Consider the following 15504-nt stretch of genomic DNA (forward strand, 5'->3'; position numbering starts at 1 on the left):
AAAACACGAGTTCGATTCTCGTAGGGGTCACCATCGTCAAGCGCAAAGTGGCGGAACTACGCCATTTCGGATGATATGACGAGAGTTGTCCCCACGTTTCGTCCCACACTTTCTTTCGGCTTCTGTGGCATGATTTGGCATGCTGTGGGCGCGCGATCGCGACCCTCCACTCAGGCCGTTTGCCAGCCCGGCAACTCAATGGCGGCCCTTGGGCCGACAGCGGACATGCAACTTCCCGTCGGCTAAAATTCAGAAGCAGACATCCATTCAGCTGGCTTTGAGCGTCGATCGGCTCGTGCATAAGCTTTTTGCCCAGACTAAAATTTCCTTCCCGAATCCACGGGGCCAATTTCGCTGGGGTTCTTGAGGGCGGCCGGTTCGCCGCCTGATCAGGAGCCAAGCCCTATGTCCCACACCGTCTTCATCGCCATCCAGGGTCACAATCGCCTCGTCGAGGTCGATCTGCCCGACGACGCCTCGATCGAGGTCGTCCACGTCTCCATCAAGGAAGCCGGCATCGAGATCGACGAGGAGTTCATCCTCTTCCACGACGAGGATGACGACCCGATCGAGTGGCACGGCCACAAGCGCCCGCACCACATCAAACACGGCGCGAAGCTGCATCTCGCCAAGTGCCGCAAGATCGACGTCACCATCCACTACCTCGAGCAGACCAAGCGCCACAGCTTCGCGCCCGGCACCCGCGTCCGCCGCGTGAAGGCGTGGGCGGTCGACCACTTCAAGCTGGCCGAGCGCGACGCCGCCGAGCACGTCCTGCAGGTCTGCGGCACCACCGACCGCCCGCCGACCGACACGCCGCTGCACAAACTCGTCAAGCATGGCCACTGCGAGCTGTGCTTCGACCTCGTCCCCGACATCCGCGTTGAGGGCTGAGGTGAACGCGCCCGTTGGCCCCAGCCAGCTGCTGCTCGAGCGCGACTTGGCCGCACCGGAGTTCCGGTGCGGCCAGTTCGAGGGGCGTTGGCGGATCGTGTCGCAGGCGTGGCCCCACATGGTCATCGCCGTGTCGGCCGCGCCCCGTCCGAACTCGCCGGCCGAATTCGGCCTGCGGTTCGAATGCAGCGGCTATCCGCACCAAGCCGTAACCGCGCAGCCCTGGAATCTCGCCACCGACGCCTCGCTCGCCGCGCACCTGTGGCCGCGGGGCAAGACGATCCTGCCTTCGATCTTCCGGCCCGAGTGGCAGGGCGGCACCTGCCTCTACCTCCCTTGCGACCGCATCTCGATGAACGGCCATGAGGTGTGGGTGAACCAGCATCCCAACCGCCTGTGGCAACCGGCGCGCGGCATCATCTGCTATCTGGAGCAAGTCCATGAACTTCTCAATCAGGACGATTACACGGGCGCTGCTACGGCGTAGCCGCGGCATCCGCATCGAACCCGCGCGCTGGACCGCGCTGCTGGCCGAACTCGACCACCGCGGCGAGCGCCGCCACGAGGCGGGTGCTTTCCTCCTCGGCACGCGCGAGGGCGACCTCCGCGAAGTCCAGGACGTCGTCTTCTACGACGACTTGGACCCCGAGGCCTACAGCTCGGGCGTCTGCATCCTGCACGCGCCAGCGTTCGCCGCGCTTTGGTCGATGTGCCGCGCGCGGGGCCTCACTGTGGTCGGCGACGTGCACACCCACCCGGGCGGCGCCTTCCAGAGCGAGGCGGACCGCACTAACCCAATGGTCGCGCGCGAGGGCCACATCGCGATCATCGTGCCGGACTTCGCCACCGGCCGTCCCGCAACCACGCGGCTCGGCGTCTACGAATATCGCGGGAACCACGAATGGGCCGACCATTCCGGCGCCCGCGCGCACCGCTTCCTCCACAACGATTTCTGGAGCACGTTCCTATGACCACCGATCCCGACCGCCTACACCGCACGGCGAAATACTTCATGGACAGCGGCCGTGCCGCGACCGCCGAGGATGCGGTCGACATGCTCTCCCGCTTCGGCCTCGCGATCAGCGTGGACCCGGCCACCGCCACGACGGTGAACGGCCAGATCGCGCTGCTTACCCTGGTCAACGCCGCGCGCCGCACGATGCTGGGCGGCATCGAGGTCGAGGGCGTCGGGGATCAGCCGGTGGTCACGAACCTGGCGACCGAGACCACTTTGCGCGAGGCGGTCGAGGCGCTCTGCGGCACCTGCGTCGAGAAGGTTCGCCCCGACTGGCCGCGCGCCATCATCGGCGACGTGGCGGCGCCGACGGGTCCGGCACCTGCGTGGCGCCTGCAGTGGGCCGGCTGGCGCGGCGGCGTGATCCCGTCGACGTGGCCCACCGCGGTGTCGGGCGACGCCATATCGCTGGCGCCGGCCATGGCCGCGGCCGCCTGCGTCGGCGAGGTCTTCGCCTACCACGCCGGCGACCACGACATGGCGGGGCGGCGCGCGTCGGGCCTCTCGATTTGGGCCCCGGGCAAACCGTGGATGGAGCCGGATCCGAGCGAGCCGGCCCTGCGGCACCTTCCCACGCATCTCTGGTTCATCGGCCTGGGCAACCTCGGCCAGGCGTTCGCCTGGGCGCTGGCGTCGCTGCCCTATCCCGAGGGTGCGGAAACCCTGCTCATGCTGCAGGACTTCGACGGGATGGCGGTGTCGAACGACAGCACCTCGCTGCTCGCTATGCCCGAGCAGCCTACCGTCATGAAGACGCGGTGGGTTGGTGACTGGCTGGAGCACCGGGGCTTCGACGTGCGGCACGAAGAGCGGCGTTTCGGCGCCTGGACCCGGCGCTACCACCTCGAACCCGGCGCGGCGCTGTGCGGCGTGGACAACGCGGTCGCCCGCGCCGCGCTCGAGGAAGCCGGGTTCGACCTGGTGGTCGAGGCCGGGCTGGGCGCGGGAACGCAGGGGTTCCGGAATTTCTCGCTCCACTGCTTCCCCGGACCCAAGCGCGCGAGCGCGATCTGGAGCGGTGCGGCGGCGTCGGCCACGGTTCCCGACGTCTCGGGCATGCCCGCCTACGAGGCGATGAAGAAGGTGGGCGTCGACGGCTGCGGCCTCGCCCAGATCGCGTCGCGCACGATCGGCGTGCCCTTCGTCGGGCTGACCGCCTCGATCCTCGCGGTGGGCGAGCTGCTGCGGCGCTTGCATGGCGGCGACGCGATGGAGCTGGTGTCGGGTTCGCTGATGGCGCTGGACGACACCGAGGCGTTCACCGGCGCGCCCGAACCCTACGCTCATGGCCACCTCGACATCGATCCCGCTGAAATCGCGAAGGCGGCCTGAGCGGTTCCGGCGGCAGGGACTTCCTGCCGCCGGCGCATCGGCTATTGTCCAAGCATGACCGTGATCGACGACGTCCGCGCCCTGATCGACCGCCTCGCCCCGGGGCCGATCTGCGACGACTGCGTCGCCGATCGGCTCGGCCTTTCCGTGCGGCAGCACGCCAACCACAAGACGCACGAACTGGCCGGCTCCAACGGCTTCGAGCGCCGCAAGGACATCTGCTCGATGTGCTACGGCGAGAAGCTGGTGATCCGGCGGCTCAAGTGACGACGAGGCGGCCACACCATCCCGTGACGCCAGACGGTCGCTACTTCGCCGTGCGGGGCCGGCTGTGGCGCATGTCCGATCCGGCGTTGCAGGCCGACCGGCGCGAGCAGCTGGTCAAGGAGCTGATGGCGGCCCGACGGAAGGTCGGCGCGATGCGGCAGGCCGGCGACGAGGGCGGCGAGTCGGCCGCCCACGAGGCCGTCGACCGTGCAAAGCGCGCGCTGGGCGAGCGCGGCCCGGTCTGGTGGCACGACGGAGCACCCGACCTGAACCGGCACATGGCGCGGACCGCCCCCTCCGCCGGCTGTTATGCTGGCCCGGGCTGTCAATAACGCGGCACGGGGCCTCAGACGCCGCAAATGAAATAGCACGGACAGTTCGGGCAGTAGCGCTGATCGCTCGGCTTGGCGGGGAAGCTCCCGGCCTCAATGCCGTTGATGGCGTCGGCGAACGCCTTGACAGCCTTGTCCTCCTTGCCGGCGGGGAAGTCGCGCGTCACGCCGTCGCTCGGGTAGTAGGCCTCGACGGAGATCGCCCGGCCGGGAAACCTGCGCTGCGCCGCCAGCAGCATCGCGCCGTAGATCGGCTTGTCACCCTCGCCCTTCGTCTGCCGCCCCGTCCTGATCCGTTGGACGCGGACCACGCCATCGGCATCGACCAGACGATCTGGCTCGATCGTCAGGGTGCGACCGGCGACCGGCAATTCGAGCGGCCCTTCCAGATAGGCTCCCTGCTCGGCCGCAACGTATGCGGCGCCGTTGGCGACCATGCGGTTCGCGGCCTGGCGGTAGTAGTTCTCGAAGCCGTGACCGACCGGGCCGCGCTCCGCCCATACCGCGTCCAGCTGCGCCAAGGCCTGCGCCGCGCTCGTCGCGACGCCCTCGCCACGCCGCTGCTCAATCCACGCCAAGGTCTTCCGGACGCATCGGTGGAAATCGAGGAAGGCGGCCTCGTCGGTGCCCGCGCGCAGGCCCATTATCTGCTCGTAGCGGTATCTCGCTGGGCAACGCATGTAGGTGTCTAGCTCGGTGGCCGAGTAGCTCGTCCGCTTCTCGACCGCGACGGGCGGCCTCGCGGGGGGCTGCGGCACGCTCGATTGCACCGAACGGGTCCGCGTCGGTATCGCCGATACCGAGTCCAGGAACTTGGACGCCGAAGAGTTCTGGGTGGTGTACTTCTGGGCGCGTGTCAGCGACAGGTAATCGCGAGCGCGCGACAGCCCGACGAAGAACAAGCATTCCTCCTCGGCATCATGGTCCTCCTTGCCCATGTTGAGCTGCGGATACTTGCCGAGCGTGGGCGTCCTCGACCCCTTGCGACTCGCGGGCATGTATTTGGTCGCTAGGGCAGGAAGATGCACCGCCGGGAACTCGAGACCCTTGCTGCCATGGATCGTCAGCACGCGGACGGCGTCGATGTCCGTCGCCTCCGCCGATATCGCGCGGTAGGCGCTGTCTTGGTTGAGCAGCTCGATCCGCCTTATACGCGCAAGCAGGCGGCGGCGGCTTCGGTCGCCCGCCGCGTCATGCTCGCCGCACACCTTGAGCAGCTGGTAGATCGCGATCAGCTTCTGCCGGTCGGCGGGGTCCGTGCTCCGGACGAGCGGGTCGAGATAGCCGCCGGTCTCGAACAGCCACTCCGTCAGCATCGTCCAGGGCGTCGTCGCGGCGCTGACGAACGCGAGCTCGCCGCCGAGCTGGGCGAGGCCGGAGCGTCCGCCGTCCGACAGGCCTTCGATCTCGGCGACGCGCGACAGCCCGGCGGTCACCGGCAGCTTCCGGTCGCCGGCCCAACCTATCACCTTCAAGGTGTCCTGCTCCGTCGCGCCATACGCCGGCAATTGGCCCACCCGGACCAGACCAAGTCCGCCAAACTCAGCGTCAAGCGCGACCAACGACAGCAGGTCTCGGATCTCGGCGCGCTCGAAAAGGTCGCCCAGATACAGCAGCGGCACGTTCAGCCGTTCCAGCAGGGACGTCAGGCGGCCCAGCGTAAGGTGACTGCGCGCGAGTATGGCTTGGTCGCGATAAGGGACGCCGGCTGCCCTCAGCCCCTCGATCCGGTCGTGTATCGCGCAGGCCTCGTCCTCTAACGTCCCGCAGATCTCCAGCGTCACCTCGCCGACTGCGCCGCGGTTAGCCTGCCACTGCGATTGCCGGCCACCGGCCATACCGCCGGTGAAGGCGGCGAAGGCCCTGACGACTGGTGTTCCAGACCGGTAGTTGATCCCGAGCGTGTGTCGCTTTCCGCCGAACTCGGACGGAAAACGCTCGACGTTGGATGGCTCCGCACCTCGGAACCGGTAGATCGACTGCCGGTGGTCGGCCACGACCCAGATGTCGCGGCATTCGCTGGCGAACGCGCGCAGCAGCATCGAGCTCGCGTAGTTCACGTCCTGATACTCGTCAACGAGCAGGTGCCGGTAGGACCCAATGACGTCGGCCCGCACCTCATCGTCCGCCAACAGCAGGACGGCATGGCGAATGAGGTCGCCAAAGTCGACGGCATCCGCGTCGGCGAGCAGCCCCTCGTAGATGACATAGACCTTGCCGACCTCGACCGCCTTCTCGGCTGCCTCCCGGGCTGCATCGTCGACCGCCGCTGCCAGATCCGCTTCGGCCGCGGCCAGGTATTCGGCCGGACCGATAAGTTCGTCCTTCGCCCGCGAAATCGCGCTTACCACGAAGGCGAGTTCGAGGGCCGGCTCGAACAGGTTCTGATAGTGCTGGAGTGGAAGCTGCTCGAGGTTGGCCTCCAGCAGCGCCAAGCTCGCCGTTGGGTCGAAAATCTTGACTTTGTCGGTCCGGCCGATGCGCCCAGCGAAGCGGGTGACCAGCTCCAAGCCGAAGGCGTGGAACGTTCCGACCCACATCTCGATGGCCGAATCGGCGTCGACCGCCGACAGGCGCTCGCGCATCTCCTCCGCGGCCTTGTTGGAGAACGTGAGCGCGAGGATCGACGACGCCGCGTCCCCCTTGAGGATGCGCGTGACGCGTTCAACCAAAGTGCGCGTCTTGCCAGTGCCCGGACCGGCGTGGACCAGCAGCGGCCCATCGTCCCAATCGACGGCGGCCTGCTGATCCTCGTCTAGGCCATAGACGACCTTCTCGCGCTCCTCGACGTCGTGACGGCCGAGAGGCGGCAGCAGAAGAGCCCTGATCGCCTGCTGGAGCACGAGGTTGCGCGGCAACCCAAGTTCGGTCGCGATCCCGGAAGGCCTGGCACCGGCCAGGAGCCTGTCCCTCAGCCAGTCCGAGGGACAAAGGAACTCGCCCGCGAAGACGTCCGCCTGCACCTCCTTGCGCTCGCGCGAGGAGTATCCGTCGACGCGCGCCGCGCCGCTCTCCACCGGCTCGCCGGAGAGCCGCATCGACACGTCGGTCACGTGGCTCTCGGGATCGGTGTGGAGTCGGAAGTGTCCGAACTCGTGGGCGATGACGACCACCTCGTCCTCCTCGGCCTGGCCGCGCGCGACATGGACGATGCCGGGAGCGCGCTCGAAGAACCCGAGCACCCCCCCGCCCGCGCGCGTGCCTGGATCGAACTTAACGACCTGCAGGTCGTGCAGCTCGACCATGGCGTCGATCAGGTTGCGCGCGGTCGGAGCGGCGTTCGTCCTCGCCAGCGCAGCGGCGCGGCAGTCCCGCGCGGCGAGCCGGATGTCACTCCAGGCGTCCATCAGAGATCAGCCAGCCAATAGTCGATCTCCTCTTGGCTCATGCCGGACGACCTCACGATCTCCTCGAAGGTGCGCTGGTTCGCGATTGGCTGGCCGACGGCCTTCGCGCGTCCACCGAGCGAAGGGGCCATCGCGGCGCGCGAGTGCGCCACGTTGAACGCCTCGAGGGGCACGCCAAGCTCGCGCGATATTGCGGTGGAAAAGCGGGGCCGCACATCGGACATCCGCCCGGCGAACAGGTCCGCCACCACGATGCGCTCTATAGGCAACCTTCGCGCCAGCTGCGGCTGGGACAGTCCGGACCGCTTGAGCATCTCGTTGAGCGACGGCACCGGAATAGCGGCTGCCTCCGCGGCCCGGTCGTCGGCCTCCGCCGCGAACATGGCAGCCTGCGCCCGGCTGCCGGCCCGGGCGATCATGTCGTTATCCAGCGAGGCAGGCGCCTCGATGGTGTCGGCCAGCATCGCCAGACGGACGGCCGCATGCTCGCGGATGTCGTGCGCGAACTTCGGGTGAAGAACTGCCCAGCGCTCCACGTCGCCGCGGGTTGGAATGTCGCATTCCTCGTGGAATGCGATCAGCACTTCGTCCCTTTCCTGCTGATTGTTTTCCATCACGAATTTCCGATCTTTTTAGCTAATTGCTTCTGGACGGCCGCGACCCTGGAGGCGGCGGTGTCCGGGCTGATCCCGAGGATGCTCGCAATCGAGGGGCCGTTCTTGCTGGTGCAGGAGACCCCCTGCATGTGGAGCACGAAGGCGGCGCGCTTGTCCTTGTCCCGGATGCTATCCAGGATGCGCTGCACGTAGACCTCCTGCTCCGCATGGGAGAACAACTCGGTTTGCGGATCCGCCAGGCCGCCGGGGTCGTCGACCATGTCCGGATTGCGCTTCATGGCGATGATGGCCTTGCGCGCGTGATCGATCGAACGCTTGCGGAGCGTGGACTTGAACCACTTTCGCAGGCCCTCGCCGTCGGCGGCAGTCGGCGACAGCAGCGCGTCCACCATGGCGGCGTGCACGTCCTCAACGACGTCGCGGCCCTGGTTGGGGAAAGCGGTCGAAGAGATCTCGCCGCGGATGACCTCCAACATGCGACGGGAGATGAAGCGGACCATCTCCCGCACGAAGTGTTGATCGACGCCCGCGCGGCGGTAGTTCGCCCGGATCGCCCCGACGATCACCCCTTCCGGGAAGCCGGACAACTGGCCGTGTTCGACGACCCGGCGCCAGCTCTGATGGTCGCCCGGCAGCGGAGGCTCATCGTCCGCGTCACTCATCAGTATCTCCTCCATATCTGGACCTCGGAGAACAAGCGAAGGCTGACGCAGAAAATCGGGAAAAAAAGTTCACCGGTCCGATCACGACAGCGCGCATTCGGAATGGAGTTCGGCGCCGACCACGGATTTTGCGATCTGGATCAGGTGCGGGTGATGGGTAAAAAACAGCACCTGGGTGCTCCGGGCCACCTCGACCAAGACCCGAAAGCCCGCCTCCGCCCGGCGGTCGTCGAAGTTCACAAATAGGTCGTCGGCGAGGAACGGTAGGGCGACCCCGGCCGCGACCGACTGCTCGAGCGCGGCGAGGCGCAGCGCGAGGAACAGCTGGTCGGTGGTGCCCTCGCTCATCGCGTCGACGTCGACCATCGTCCGCATGTCGTCGCGCATGCCTCGGAGACGAGGGCTGGGGCCGTCGGTGTCGACCTTCAACGTGGCGTAGCGACCGGTCGTGAGCGTCGAGAACAGCTCGCCCGCGCGCAGCAGCAGCGGATCCTGGTGCCGCTCGCGATACTTCTCGATTGCCCATTTCAGCGTTACCGCCTGCGTCCGTTTCAGGATGTAGTCCTCGGCCAGGACCTCCAGTTCCGAGCGGGCCTGCTCGGCATCGGCCGCCGCGTTGACGGCGGCGGTGCCGCCCGTGTCGTGCGCCGCGAAGGTGGCTCGAGCGTCGCCGTGCGCGGTCGCCGCAGCGTCCACCGCCGCGTTGAGCTCATCGAGCCGGGATCCCAGCGTCGTCAGCTGCGACGCGACCTGATCGAGGTCGGTAGCGTCGACCGCGGCGACCAGCGCGTCGAGCCCGAGACCGTCCCCGGCCTCGATGATTGCGTTCTCGGTCGCGGCGACGCCCTCGACCAACGCGCGCCTGGCCTTCGATCGCTCGATCGCTGCGCCGAGGGCTGCCCTATCCGCCGCGCCGGTCTCCGCCAAGAAAGGCGCCAGGGCGTCGTCGGTTGCCCTCAGCTTGGCCTGCGCCTCCTGGAGCTCGCCGTGGCGGCGCCGGTCCTCCTCGTCCAGCGAACCCTGCAGCGTCGCCGCGGTCCGCGCCGCCGCGAGCCGGTCCCGCATCGACCGGAGACGCTCAGGCACCTCGCCGGTGGCGACGCCGAGCGTGTCGGCAAGCTGCCCGACTGCCGCCGCATGGTCCCGGGTGTCGCGCGCGATGCCTTCGATGCGACGGCGCAGGAGCGCCTCCGACGCCGCCGCCTCACGCAGCTCGTCGAGAACGTCGAGGACGGCCCCGCAGGCAGTCACGTCGATGTCCAGGCGCGCCTCGGCCAACGCCGCACTCCATGCGGTGGCATTCGTCGTCGCCGCCTCCACCGCCGCGCGGGCCCTGCGGTCGAGCGCGGTGGTTTCGACGCCGACCTGATCCAGCTCCGCCTGCGCCAGCAGGCGCTTGCGCGAGACGTTCTCGAGGGCGGCGCGACGCGTCTCCGCCCGGGTGAGCACGGGTGCGAGCGTGCCACCCGCGTCCGCGATGCCGAGCGCGGCGGCGAGCGCCGACCGCGCAGCGTCGCGCCTGGTATCCGACCGCTCGGCTTCCGAGACCATGCCGCGCAGCTCGGCCAGCGCCCCCTCCGCCGCGTCGCGGTCGGCCTGCCAGGAATGGAACCTGCCGGGCTCGAGCTGGGGCAGTCCAGCATCGCCGAGCCGGCGACGCCAGGAGGCGATCACTTGCTCGTGGCGGTCACGCGCTGTCTGGGCGCGGGCTCCGGCCTGTTCGCCCGCGAGGTCGTGCGACGCCCGCGTCTGCTCCAGCAGCGACAGCCTGCCCGACGCGTCGGCAGTCGCGTAGCGCCCGTCCGAGCGCGCGTCCGCCGCGGCGACGCCTGTCTCAAAACCTGCGACGGCATCGGCAGATGCCGCAAGGTGCGCGCCATCCACGAGGTGATCGCGCAGCGGTCGCCACAGACGGTCGCGCTCAGCCCGCACCTCCACGATGTCCTCGGCCGACACCGCGGTCCCGGTCGCCAGCTGGGAGATCTCGAGCGCCACGGCCGACGACTGGTCCGATGCTCGCTGCGCGGCCTCCTCCTCGCGACGCACGTCGATCAACAGGGCGGACAGGGCGTCTCGCGCCTCTTGGATCTCGGTGGCGCCCACCTTGGGCAGGCGAGCCAGCGCATCCGCGTCGCCCGTCCACGGCACAAGCCGGGCCAGCGCGTCGGCGGCACCGCGCGCGGCGCCATCCAGCCTGGCGCGCGCGGTGTCGCAGCGCGCATCGGCGTCGGCGCCCAGCGCCCGCGCCTCGTCGACGGCGGACGCCAAGGCGTCGACCGCGTCGCCAACCACATTCGCGGCAAGCGCCGCCTCCGCGCGACCCCGCCGCTCCTCGATGCGCTGCCGCTCATCCTCAACCTGGCGCGCGGCAAGGCGCTGTTCGCCGTCGACGCGGGAGAGCTCCCGCAACCGCGCCGCGAGTTCGCGCGGCGGCGCCGCATCGGGGTTCGGACCGGCCTCGGCGCGGAGCCGGCGGACAGTCGCCGTCGCGTCGGCGTGCTCCGCCTCCAGACCGACGAGATCGCGCTTCGCCTTCACCTCGGCGCCCGCCTCGGCGACGAGGCGATCGACCTCGTCGGCCTCTCCGAGCACCTGCGGATCGGTCGGGACGACGGAACGCCGGTCGGCGATGTCCGCGCGCAGGCTCTCGGCGGCCGTCATCGCGCGGACCGCCTCATCGGCCTCCCGCACGAGTTCCTCGGCGGCGGCCTCGCGCTGGCGCCCGAGATCGACGACCCCGTCGTAGTCGGCGAGCGCCGACGTCTGCTCCTCGCGGCGCCGGACAAGCGGCGCGAGCCGCCTGACGCGTTCGGCGGACCTCGCTTCGGTCTGGACGGCATCGCGGTCCCGGCGCGCCGCCTCGAGCGCATCGCGCGTCCGCTCGGTGGCGATCCTAGCATCCGACCAAGCCTTGGGCTTCAGCCCGTCATCCCGCACGATCCTCGCGGACTCGGCGAGCTGGCGCTGGGCCTGGGTGAATGTGCGACTGCCGCGGGTGGTCGGGCCCCAGATCGCGTCGGCCTCGCCCTCCAGACGGCGCAGTTCGTCAGAGACGCCGGTCAGACCCGACCCCGCCGCGAAGAGCGTCCTGCCGACGTCGTTCCTCGCCTCGACCATCGCCTCACCACCCAGGCGGAGCGCCGCCTGATCCAGGCTGAAGGAGAGGCCGAATGTGTCCCGGGTCTGGCCGCGAAGCATGGCGGCGAGCTGCGCCTCGTCGATCGCGCCGTCGTCGGCACCAAGCAGCGTGCCGCTGGCCCCCTTCTTTCGCCGGCAGGCGAGCGTCGTGCCGCCATCCTCGAGGACCGCGCCGACGCGGAGCAGGGAATAGTCGAACAGGAAGTTGTAGGGCGAACGGATGGGGAAGCCGAAGAGGAGGTCGGAGACGGCTGCCAGCGACGTCGTCTTGCCGGCCTCGTTCTCGCCATAGATGACGTGGAGGTCGGGACTGCCCGGGCGAAAGTTGATTTCGCAGTCCTCGAAGCGGCCGTAGCGCTCGAGCGAGAGGCGGGAGAAGCGCATGTTCAGCCAGCCCTCGTGAGACGCGACCGCAGCGCGGTCGACGCGGTGCCGAGGACGCCCGCCCAGTCGCCCCGCGCCGCGGACAGCCGCAGCTCGCCGTCCTCGGCCTCGCCCAGCGACGTGCTCGCCGCAAGGATGAAGCGCTCGAGGTCGCGGCCGATGGCGGCAACGAGATCAGGATCGGTCGCCGCATCGTCGATCATCGCGCCGAGATCTTCGCCGACCGCAACTGTGGTCCGCGCCGGTTCGGTCACCTCAACCCGGACCTTCTCGACGAAGAGGTCGGCGGAGATCGAGGAGGCGATCGCGCGCACGTCGTCGCGCAGCGTTGCGGCGCCGTCCCGCACCGCGCCGGCGTGGACCGTCTCGCCGGTCAGCGTCACGCGCGCGATCAGCGGCCGGCCCGAGGCGTTCGAGCCGTGGAGGCCGACAAGCGCGGAGCGCAGCAGGTTACCGACCTCGTCCATCTGGGCACCGGTGCAGTCCACGTCGAGACGCGCCCACCGGATGACGTCGAGCTCGATCCGCTCGACCGACGTTACCTCGCCGGCGGCCACGTCGACCAGCACCGCACCCTTGGCGCCGGTCTCCCTGATCGTCCGGCCCTGCACGTTCCCGGGGAACACTATATAGGGTTCGGTGCTGACGATTTCGAACTCGTGCACATGGCCGAGCGCCCAGTAGTCGTAGCCGCGTGACCGCAGGTCGTCGACGCTGCAGGGCGCGTAGTCAGCGTGCCCTTGCCGCCCGGCCAGCGCGGTGTGGAGCATGCCGATGTTGAAGGTGCACGCGTCGCCCGGTGGATAGGCGAGGACAAGGTTCTCGGTGACCGCCTGCGTCGCAAAGCTCTGACCGTGGACCGCGACCAAGATGTCGGGAAGGCGGTGGGTCTCGGGCCGCCGCGAACCGAACAATCGCACGTTCGGCGGCCAGGGGACCGTGCGGGAGATGACCGAGGCGGCATCGTGGTTGCCGGCGAGGAGAAACGCCGGGATGCCCGCATGGTCCAGGCGGCCCATCGCCTTCGCAAAGTAGAGGCCGGTCCCCATGTCGCGCCAGTCGCCGTCAAACAGGTCGCCCGCGATGACCACAAAGTCGACCGTCTCGTCGATCGCACACTGCACCAAGTTGTCGAAGGCGGCTCGCGTCGCGGAGCGGATCTCGTTGACGGGCAGGCCCTCGTATCTCGACAGGCCGTGAAGCGGGCTGTCGAGATGGATGTCAGCGGCGTGCAGGAACCTAAAGCTCGTCAACTAATCCCCCCTGAGCCGATCGGCGCCTCATTTTCGGGCCCGCCGCTAAATTAACGGGACGAATGTGGTGCCAATTCATCGCGACTTGCAAGGCCTGAGTCAGGATCGCGCCGCATCGGAACCGACCGCGGGCCGTCGCGCGAAGATCAGACGGCGATCTTCGCCTTTCTGGCCCCCGGCCGGCCGCTACGACCTGCGTGTAGTGAAAGTGTGCGTTCCCCAACCCTCTATGCGCCCTCCACTTAACCGCGAACTTCTACAATCTGTAAGCCTCACTGGCGGTAACTAGCGTCCGCTTTCGGGATTACGCCCGCCCCCGTTAAACGACCCGCAGTGGGGCGCATTGCTGACTGGCAGGTAACGAAAAATCGCAGACCGGCAACTCATTGCCGATTCCGGCCGGGCGCGTTTCAGAGCATCTTAGCGGTGACCTGCATTTCGACAATTCAGGTCCAGTCAGCTATTACTTGGCCCGAGAGGCTAAACCGTGCTCAAGTGTTTGACCCAAGCCTTGCATTCGAGCACTTCGGTAAACGTCGGGGGGGATGTCATGAAGCACGTGATGCTTGCGGTAGCCGCCAGCCTGTTGACGATCGGGTGCGATCAATCCCCACAGCCCACTGCGCCCGCCGGCGTTCCTACAGCCGTGCCAATGGAGATGGCCGACGCAACGGATCCAGGTGATGCAGGAAAATCATGGGTGATAACGCAGTACGCAGATCGTCATTCCTGCCCGTCTGATACGTGCGGCATCGTGGGGCGGCTTTTTTTTCGGGAAGCCGCGACACCACTTGAGACGAAGGGCGATTGGGTGCGCGTGTCTAAGGTCTACGACGCATCGTGCGAGAACGGCAGAAGCCAGTACGTGGACAAGGGCAACTCGTCTTGCACCTCGGAGAACGGCATTACGAACGGGCGGTTCGCAGAATGGGTAAAGGCAAACCAGCTGTCGAAAACGCGGCCCCCCGATCCGGCTCTTAGCGCAAGCGCGGATGAAAGCATTGTGGCTGATTCAGATGATTTCACGCAGCACCGGAAGGCGTTCGCCAAGGTCGCCGCTGAGCTAATTGCTGCCGGGCGATGCACTGCTCAAGATTTCAAAGAGCAGGGCGGTTGGGTGAAATCAACGAATCAGCGCGATCAGCCTATCTACTTCGCGTATTGCGGCGGTATGACTGCGGCGAGCAAAATCTACATGAACGCCGAAACGGGGCTGGTGATGTAACGTGCTCCTTTGGATCGGCCACGCCTACGTCGCGTTTATCGGCTACATGGACGCGCATGGCGCCGGTTTGGCGGCGATTGCCGCGATCCTCGGTATTCCGTTTGTCGTTTGGCAAATCACTCAGAGCGGGCGCCAGGAAAAACGCCGGGTCGATGCTCGTAGGCTGGCGGCGCTTTCCACATTACCCATGACGCTTCACGGCATCAACGACTGGGCGAAGGCGGCAGCGCATACGCAGACGACCGTCTACCCGTGGGCGAAGAGACAGATGCCGGGGCGGCAACCACCGCCCTACGAGCCGCCGCCATCACCAAACCATTTGATCGAGGCGATGGAGCGAATGATTGAAGCTGCACCCAAGGATCGGGTGGCGCTCACCTTGGCTGCGATTGTCTCAGAAATTCAGGTGCTGAATTCTCGGCTGTCCGAGGCGGACGAGTTTACGGGTCACAACATATCCGGGCAGCAGTGGTCGATCGACGACAACCTCATTCGGGCGGCCGCCATCTACTCGCTTGCCGAATCCCTCTACGATGATGCGCGGAACCTTTCAGACAGCGTGCCGCGCGATTTCAGCCGCATGGCGTCCGCCCTTAACATCATGGACGTGCGGGACGGCAATCATGCGGAAACGCACGAACTATTGGGTAGGATGGAAGCGAAGGCAAACCGATACCGACTGGCTCGTCGTCGTGGGTATTCGCGGCTCGCAAGTTTTATCGGGGCCAAGTGGTCAGCTTGGCGGGCAAAGCCGCCTTCCCTGGGCATGTTGCCAGATGCCGAAGAGGAAAAAGCGTGATCTAGGCTAGAGACGCTACCGCCACCGGGGAACCCGGTGGTTTGCGCTCTCGCATCTTTGTTTAGTCCACAGTATTCTAGTCGAACCCGTTGTTGAATGCGGTCAGTAGCATTGTCGGCGGCTCGCCGAATTCAGCGGAAGGATAAACCACGTGCCGTGGCCGTGACTGCGAGGATTGGGTGCTGATCCGTCACGCTGATCATAAGCGACTGGCGGGTTCCGGCAACAAACGCGGCGGT

General features: G+C 67.5%; 13 protein-coding genes. 8 read left to right on the forward strand and 5 right to left on the reverse strand.

Translation table 11 applies throughout. The features are described 5' to 3' along the window. The first annotated feature begins 405 nt into the window (after nucleotides 1-405). From ACOFKS_RS07335 to ACOFKS_RS07360, 6 genes are read left to right on the forward strand one after another with little or no spacing between them, the layout of a single operon-like run. Entirely contained in the window at nucleotides 406-894 is a 489-nt protein-coding gene (locus tag ACOFKS_RS07335) for a hypothetical protein (RefSeq protein WP_419808582.1), read from the forward strand. A 1-nt stretch (nucleotide 895) separates the two neighbouring features. After that, nucleotides 896-1381, forward strand: coding sequence for a DUF7665 family protein (locus tag ACOFKS_RS07340; RefSeq protein WP_419808583.1), 486 nt, complete (start codon nucleotides 896-898; stop codon nucleotides 1379-1381). Then, the gene (locus tag ACOFKS_RS07345; RefSeq protein WP_419808584.1) at nucleotides 1335-1865 is read left to right on the forward strand and encodes a Mov34/MPN/PAD-1 family protein; all 531 of its coding nucleotides are present in this window, start codon (nucleotides 1335-1337) and stop codon (nucleotides 1863-1865) included. Before ACOFKS_RS07340 ends, ACOFKS_RS07345 begins: the two co-directional genes overlap by 47 nt. Beyond that, nucleotides 1862-3241: a hypothetical protein gene (locus ACOFKS_RS07350; RefSeq protein ID WP_419808585.1), complete on the forward strand. Its 1380-nt coding sequence runs from the start codon at nucleotides 1862-1864 to the stop codon at nucleotides 3239-3241. Before ACOFKS_RS07345 ends, ACOFKS_RS07350 begins: the two co-directional genes overlap by 4 nt. Before the next feature lie 54 nt (nucleotides 3242-3295). Further along, the gene (locus ACOFKS_RS07355; protein ID WP_419808586.1) at nucleotides 3296-3508 is read left to right on the forward strand and encodes a hypothetical protein; all 213 of its coding nucleotides are present in this window, start codon (nucleotides 3296-3298) and stop codon (nucleotides 3506-3508) included. 23 nt (nucleotides 3509-3531) lie between these two features. Next, nucleotides 3532-3840 (forward strand): hypothetical protein, encoded by a 309-nt coding sequence (locus tag ACOFKS_RS07360; protein WP_419808587.1) that lies wholly within the window; start codon nucleotides 3532-3534, stop codon nucleotides 3838-3840. 14 nt (nucleotides 3841-3854) lie between these two features. Here ACOFKS_RS07360 and ACOFKS_RS07365 read toward each other — a convergent pair whose 3' ends face one another. The 5 genes from ACOFKS_RS07365 to ACOFKS_RS07385 form a co-directional block, all read right to left on the reverse strand. Continuing rightward, a complete protein-coding gene (locus ACOFKS_RS07365) occupies nucleotides 3855-7187 on the reverse strand; it encodes a UvrD-helicase domain-containing protein (protein ID WP_419808588.1) in 3333 nt (1110 codons plus the stop codon). Beyond that, nucleotides 7187-7801: a helix-turn-helix domain-containing protein gene (locus ACOFKS_RS07370; RefSeq protein WP_419808589.1), complete on the reverse strand. Its 615-nt coding sequence runs from the start codon at nucleotides 7799-7801 to the stop codon at nucleotides 7187-7189. Before ACOFKS_RS07370 ends, ACOFKS_RS07365 begins: the two co-directional genes overlap by 1 nt. Further along, complete coding sequence (locus ACOFKS_RS07375; protein WP_419808590.1) at nucleotides 7801-8466, reverse strand: RNA polymerase sigma factor; 666 nt, start codon at nucleotides 8464-8466, stop codon at nucleotides 7801-7803. Before ACOFKS_RS07375 ends, ACOFKS_RS07370 begins: the two co-directional genes overlap by 1 nt. Before the next feature lie 81 nt (nucleotides 8467-8547). Next, nucleotides 8548-11988 carry an AAA family ATPase gene (locus tag ACOFKS_RS07380; RefSeq protein ID WP_419808591.1) on the reverse strand — a complete coding sequence of 1147 codons (3441 nt, stop codon included), beginning with the start codon at nucleotides 11986-11988 and terminating at the stop codon, nucleotides 8548-8550. Between the two features lie 2 nt (nucleotides 11989-11990). After that, nucleotides 11991-13241, reverse strand: coding sequence for a metallophosphoesterase family protein (locus ACOFKS_RS07385; protein WP_419808592.1), 1251 nt, complete (start codon nucleotides 13239-13241; stop codon nucleotides 11991-11993). Nucleotides 13242-13791: 550 nt separating this feature from the next. Here ACOFKS_RS07385 and ACOFKS_RS07390 point away from each other — a divergent pair. Next, a complete protein-coding gene (locus ACOFKS_RS07390; protein ID WP_419808593.1) occupies nucleotides 13792-14466 on the forward strand; it encodes a hypothetical protein in 675 nt (224 codons plus the stop codon). A 1-nt stretch (nucleotide 14467) separates the two neighbouring features. Beyond that, nucleotides 14468-15265, forward strand: a complete 798-nt coding sequence (locus ACOFKS_RS07395; RefSeq protein WP_419808594.1) for a hypothetical protein — start codon at nucleotides 14468-14470, stop codon at nucleotides 15263-15265. The last annotated feature ends 239 nt before the right edge of the window (nucleotides 15266-15504 follow it).

The organism is Sphingomonas sp. (assembly GCF_965200135.1).
GTDB lineage: Bacteria > Pseudomonadota > Alphaproteobacteria > Sphingomonadales > Sphingomonadaceae > Sphingomonas.

Coding starts and splice junctions, on each gene's coding strand:
- ACOFKS_RS07335 (WP_419808582.1), top strand. CDS start 406: ATGTCCCACACCGTCTTCATCGCCATCCAGGGTCACAATCGCCTCGTC.
- ACOFKS_RS07345 (WP_419808584.1), top strand. CDS start 1,335: ATGAACTTCTCAATCAGGACGATTACACGGGCGCTGCTACGGCGTAGC.
- ACOFKS_RS07350 (WP_419808585.1), top strand. CDS start 1,862: ATGACCACCGATCCCGACCGCCTACACCGCACGGCGAAATACTTCATG.
- ACOFKS_RS07355 (WP_419808586.1), top strand. CDS start 3,296: ATGACCGTGATCGACGACGTCCGCGCCCTGATCGACCGCCTCGCCCCG.
- ACOFKS_RS07365 (WP_419808588.1), bottom strand. CDS start 7,187: ATGGACGCCTGGAGTGACATCCGGCTCGCCGCGCGGGACTGCCGCGCC.
- ACOFKS_RS07370 (WP_419808589.1), bottom strand. CDS start 7,801: ATGGAAAACAATCAGCAGGAAAGGGACGAAGTGCTGATCGCATTCCAC.
- ACOFKS_RS07375 (WP_419808590.1), bottom strand. CDS start 8,466: ATGAGTGACGCGGACGATGAGCCTCCGCTGCCGGGCGACCATCAGAGC.
- ACOFKS_RS07380 (WP_419808591.1), bottom strand. CDS start 11,988: ATGCGCTTCTCCCGCCTCTCGCTCGAGCGCTACGGCCGCTTCGAGGAC.
- ACOFKS_RS07390 (WP_419808593.1), top strand. CDS start 13,792: ATGAAGCACGTGATGCTTGCGGTAGCCGCCAGCCTGTTGACGATCGGG.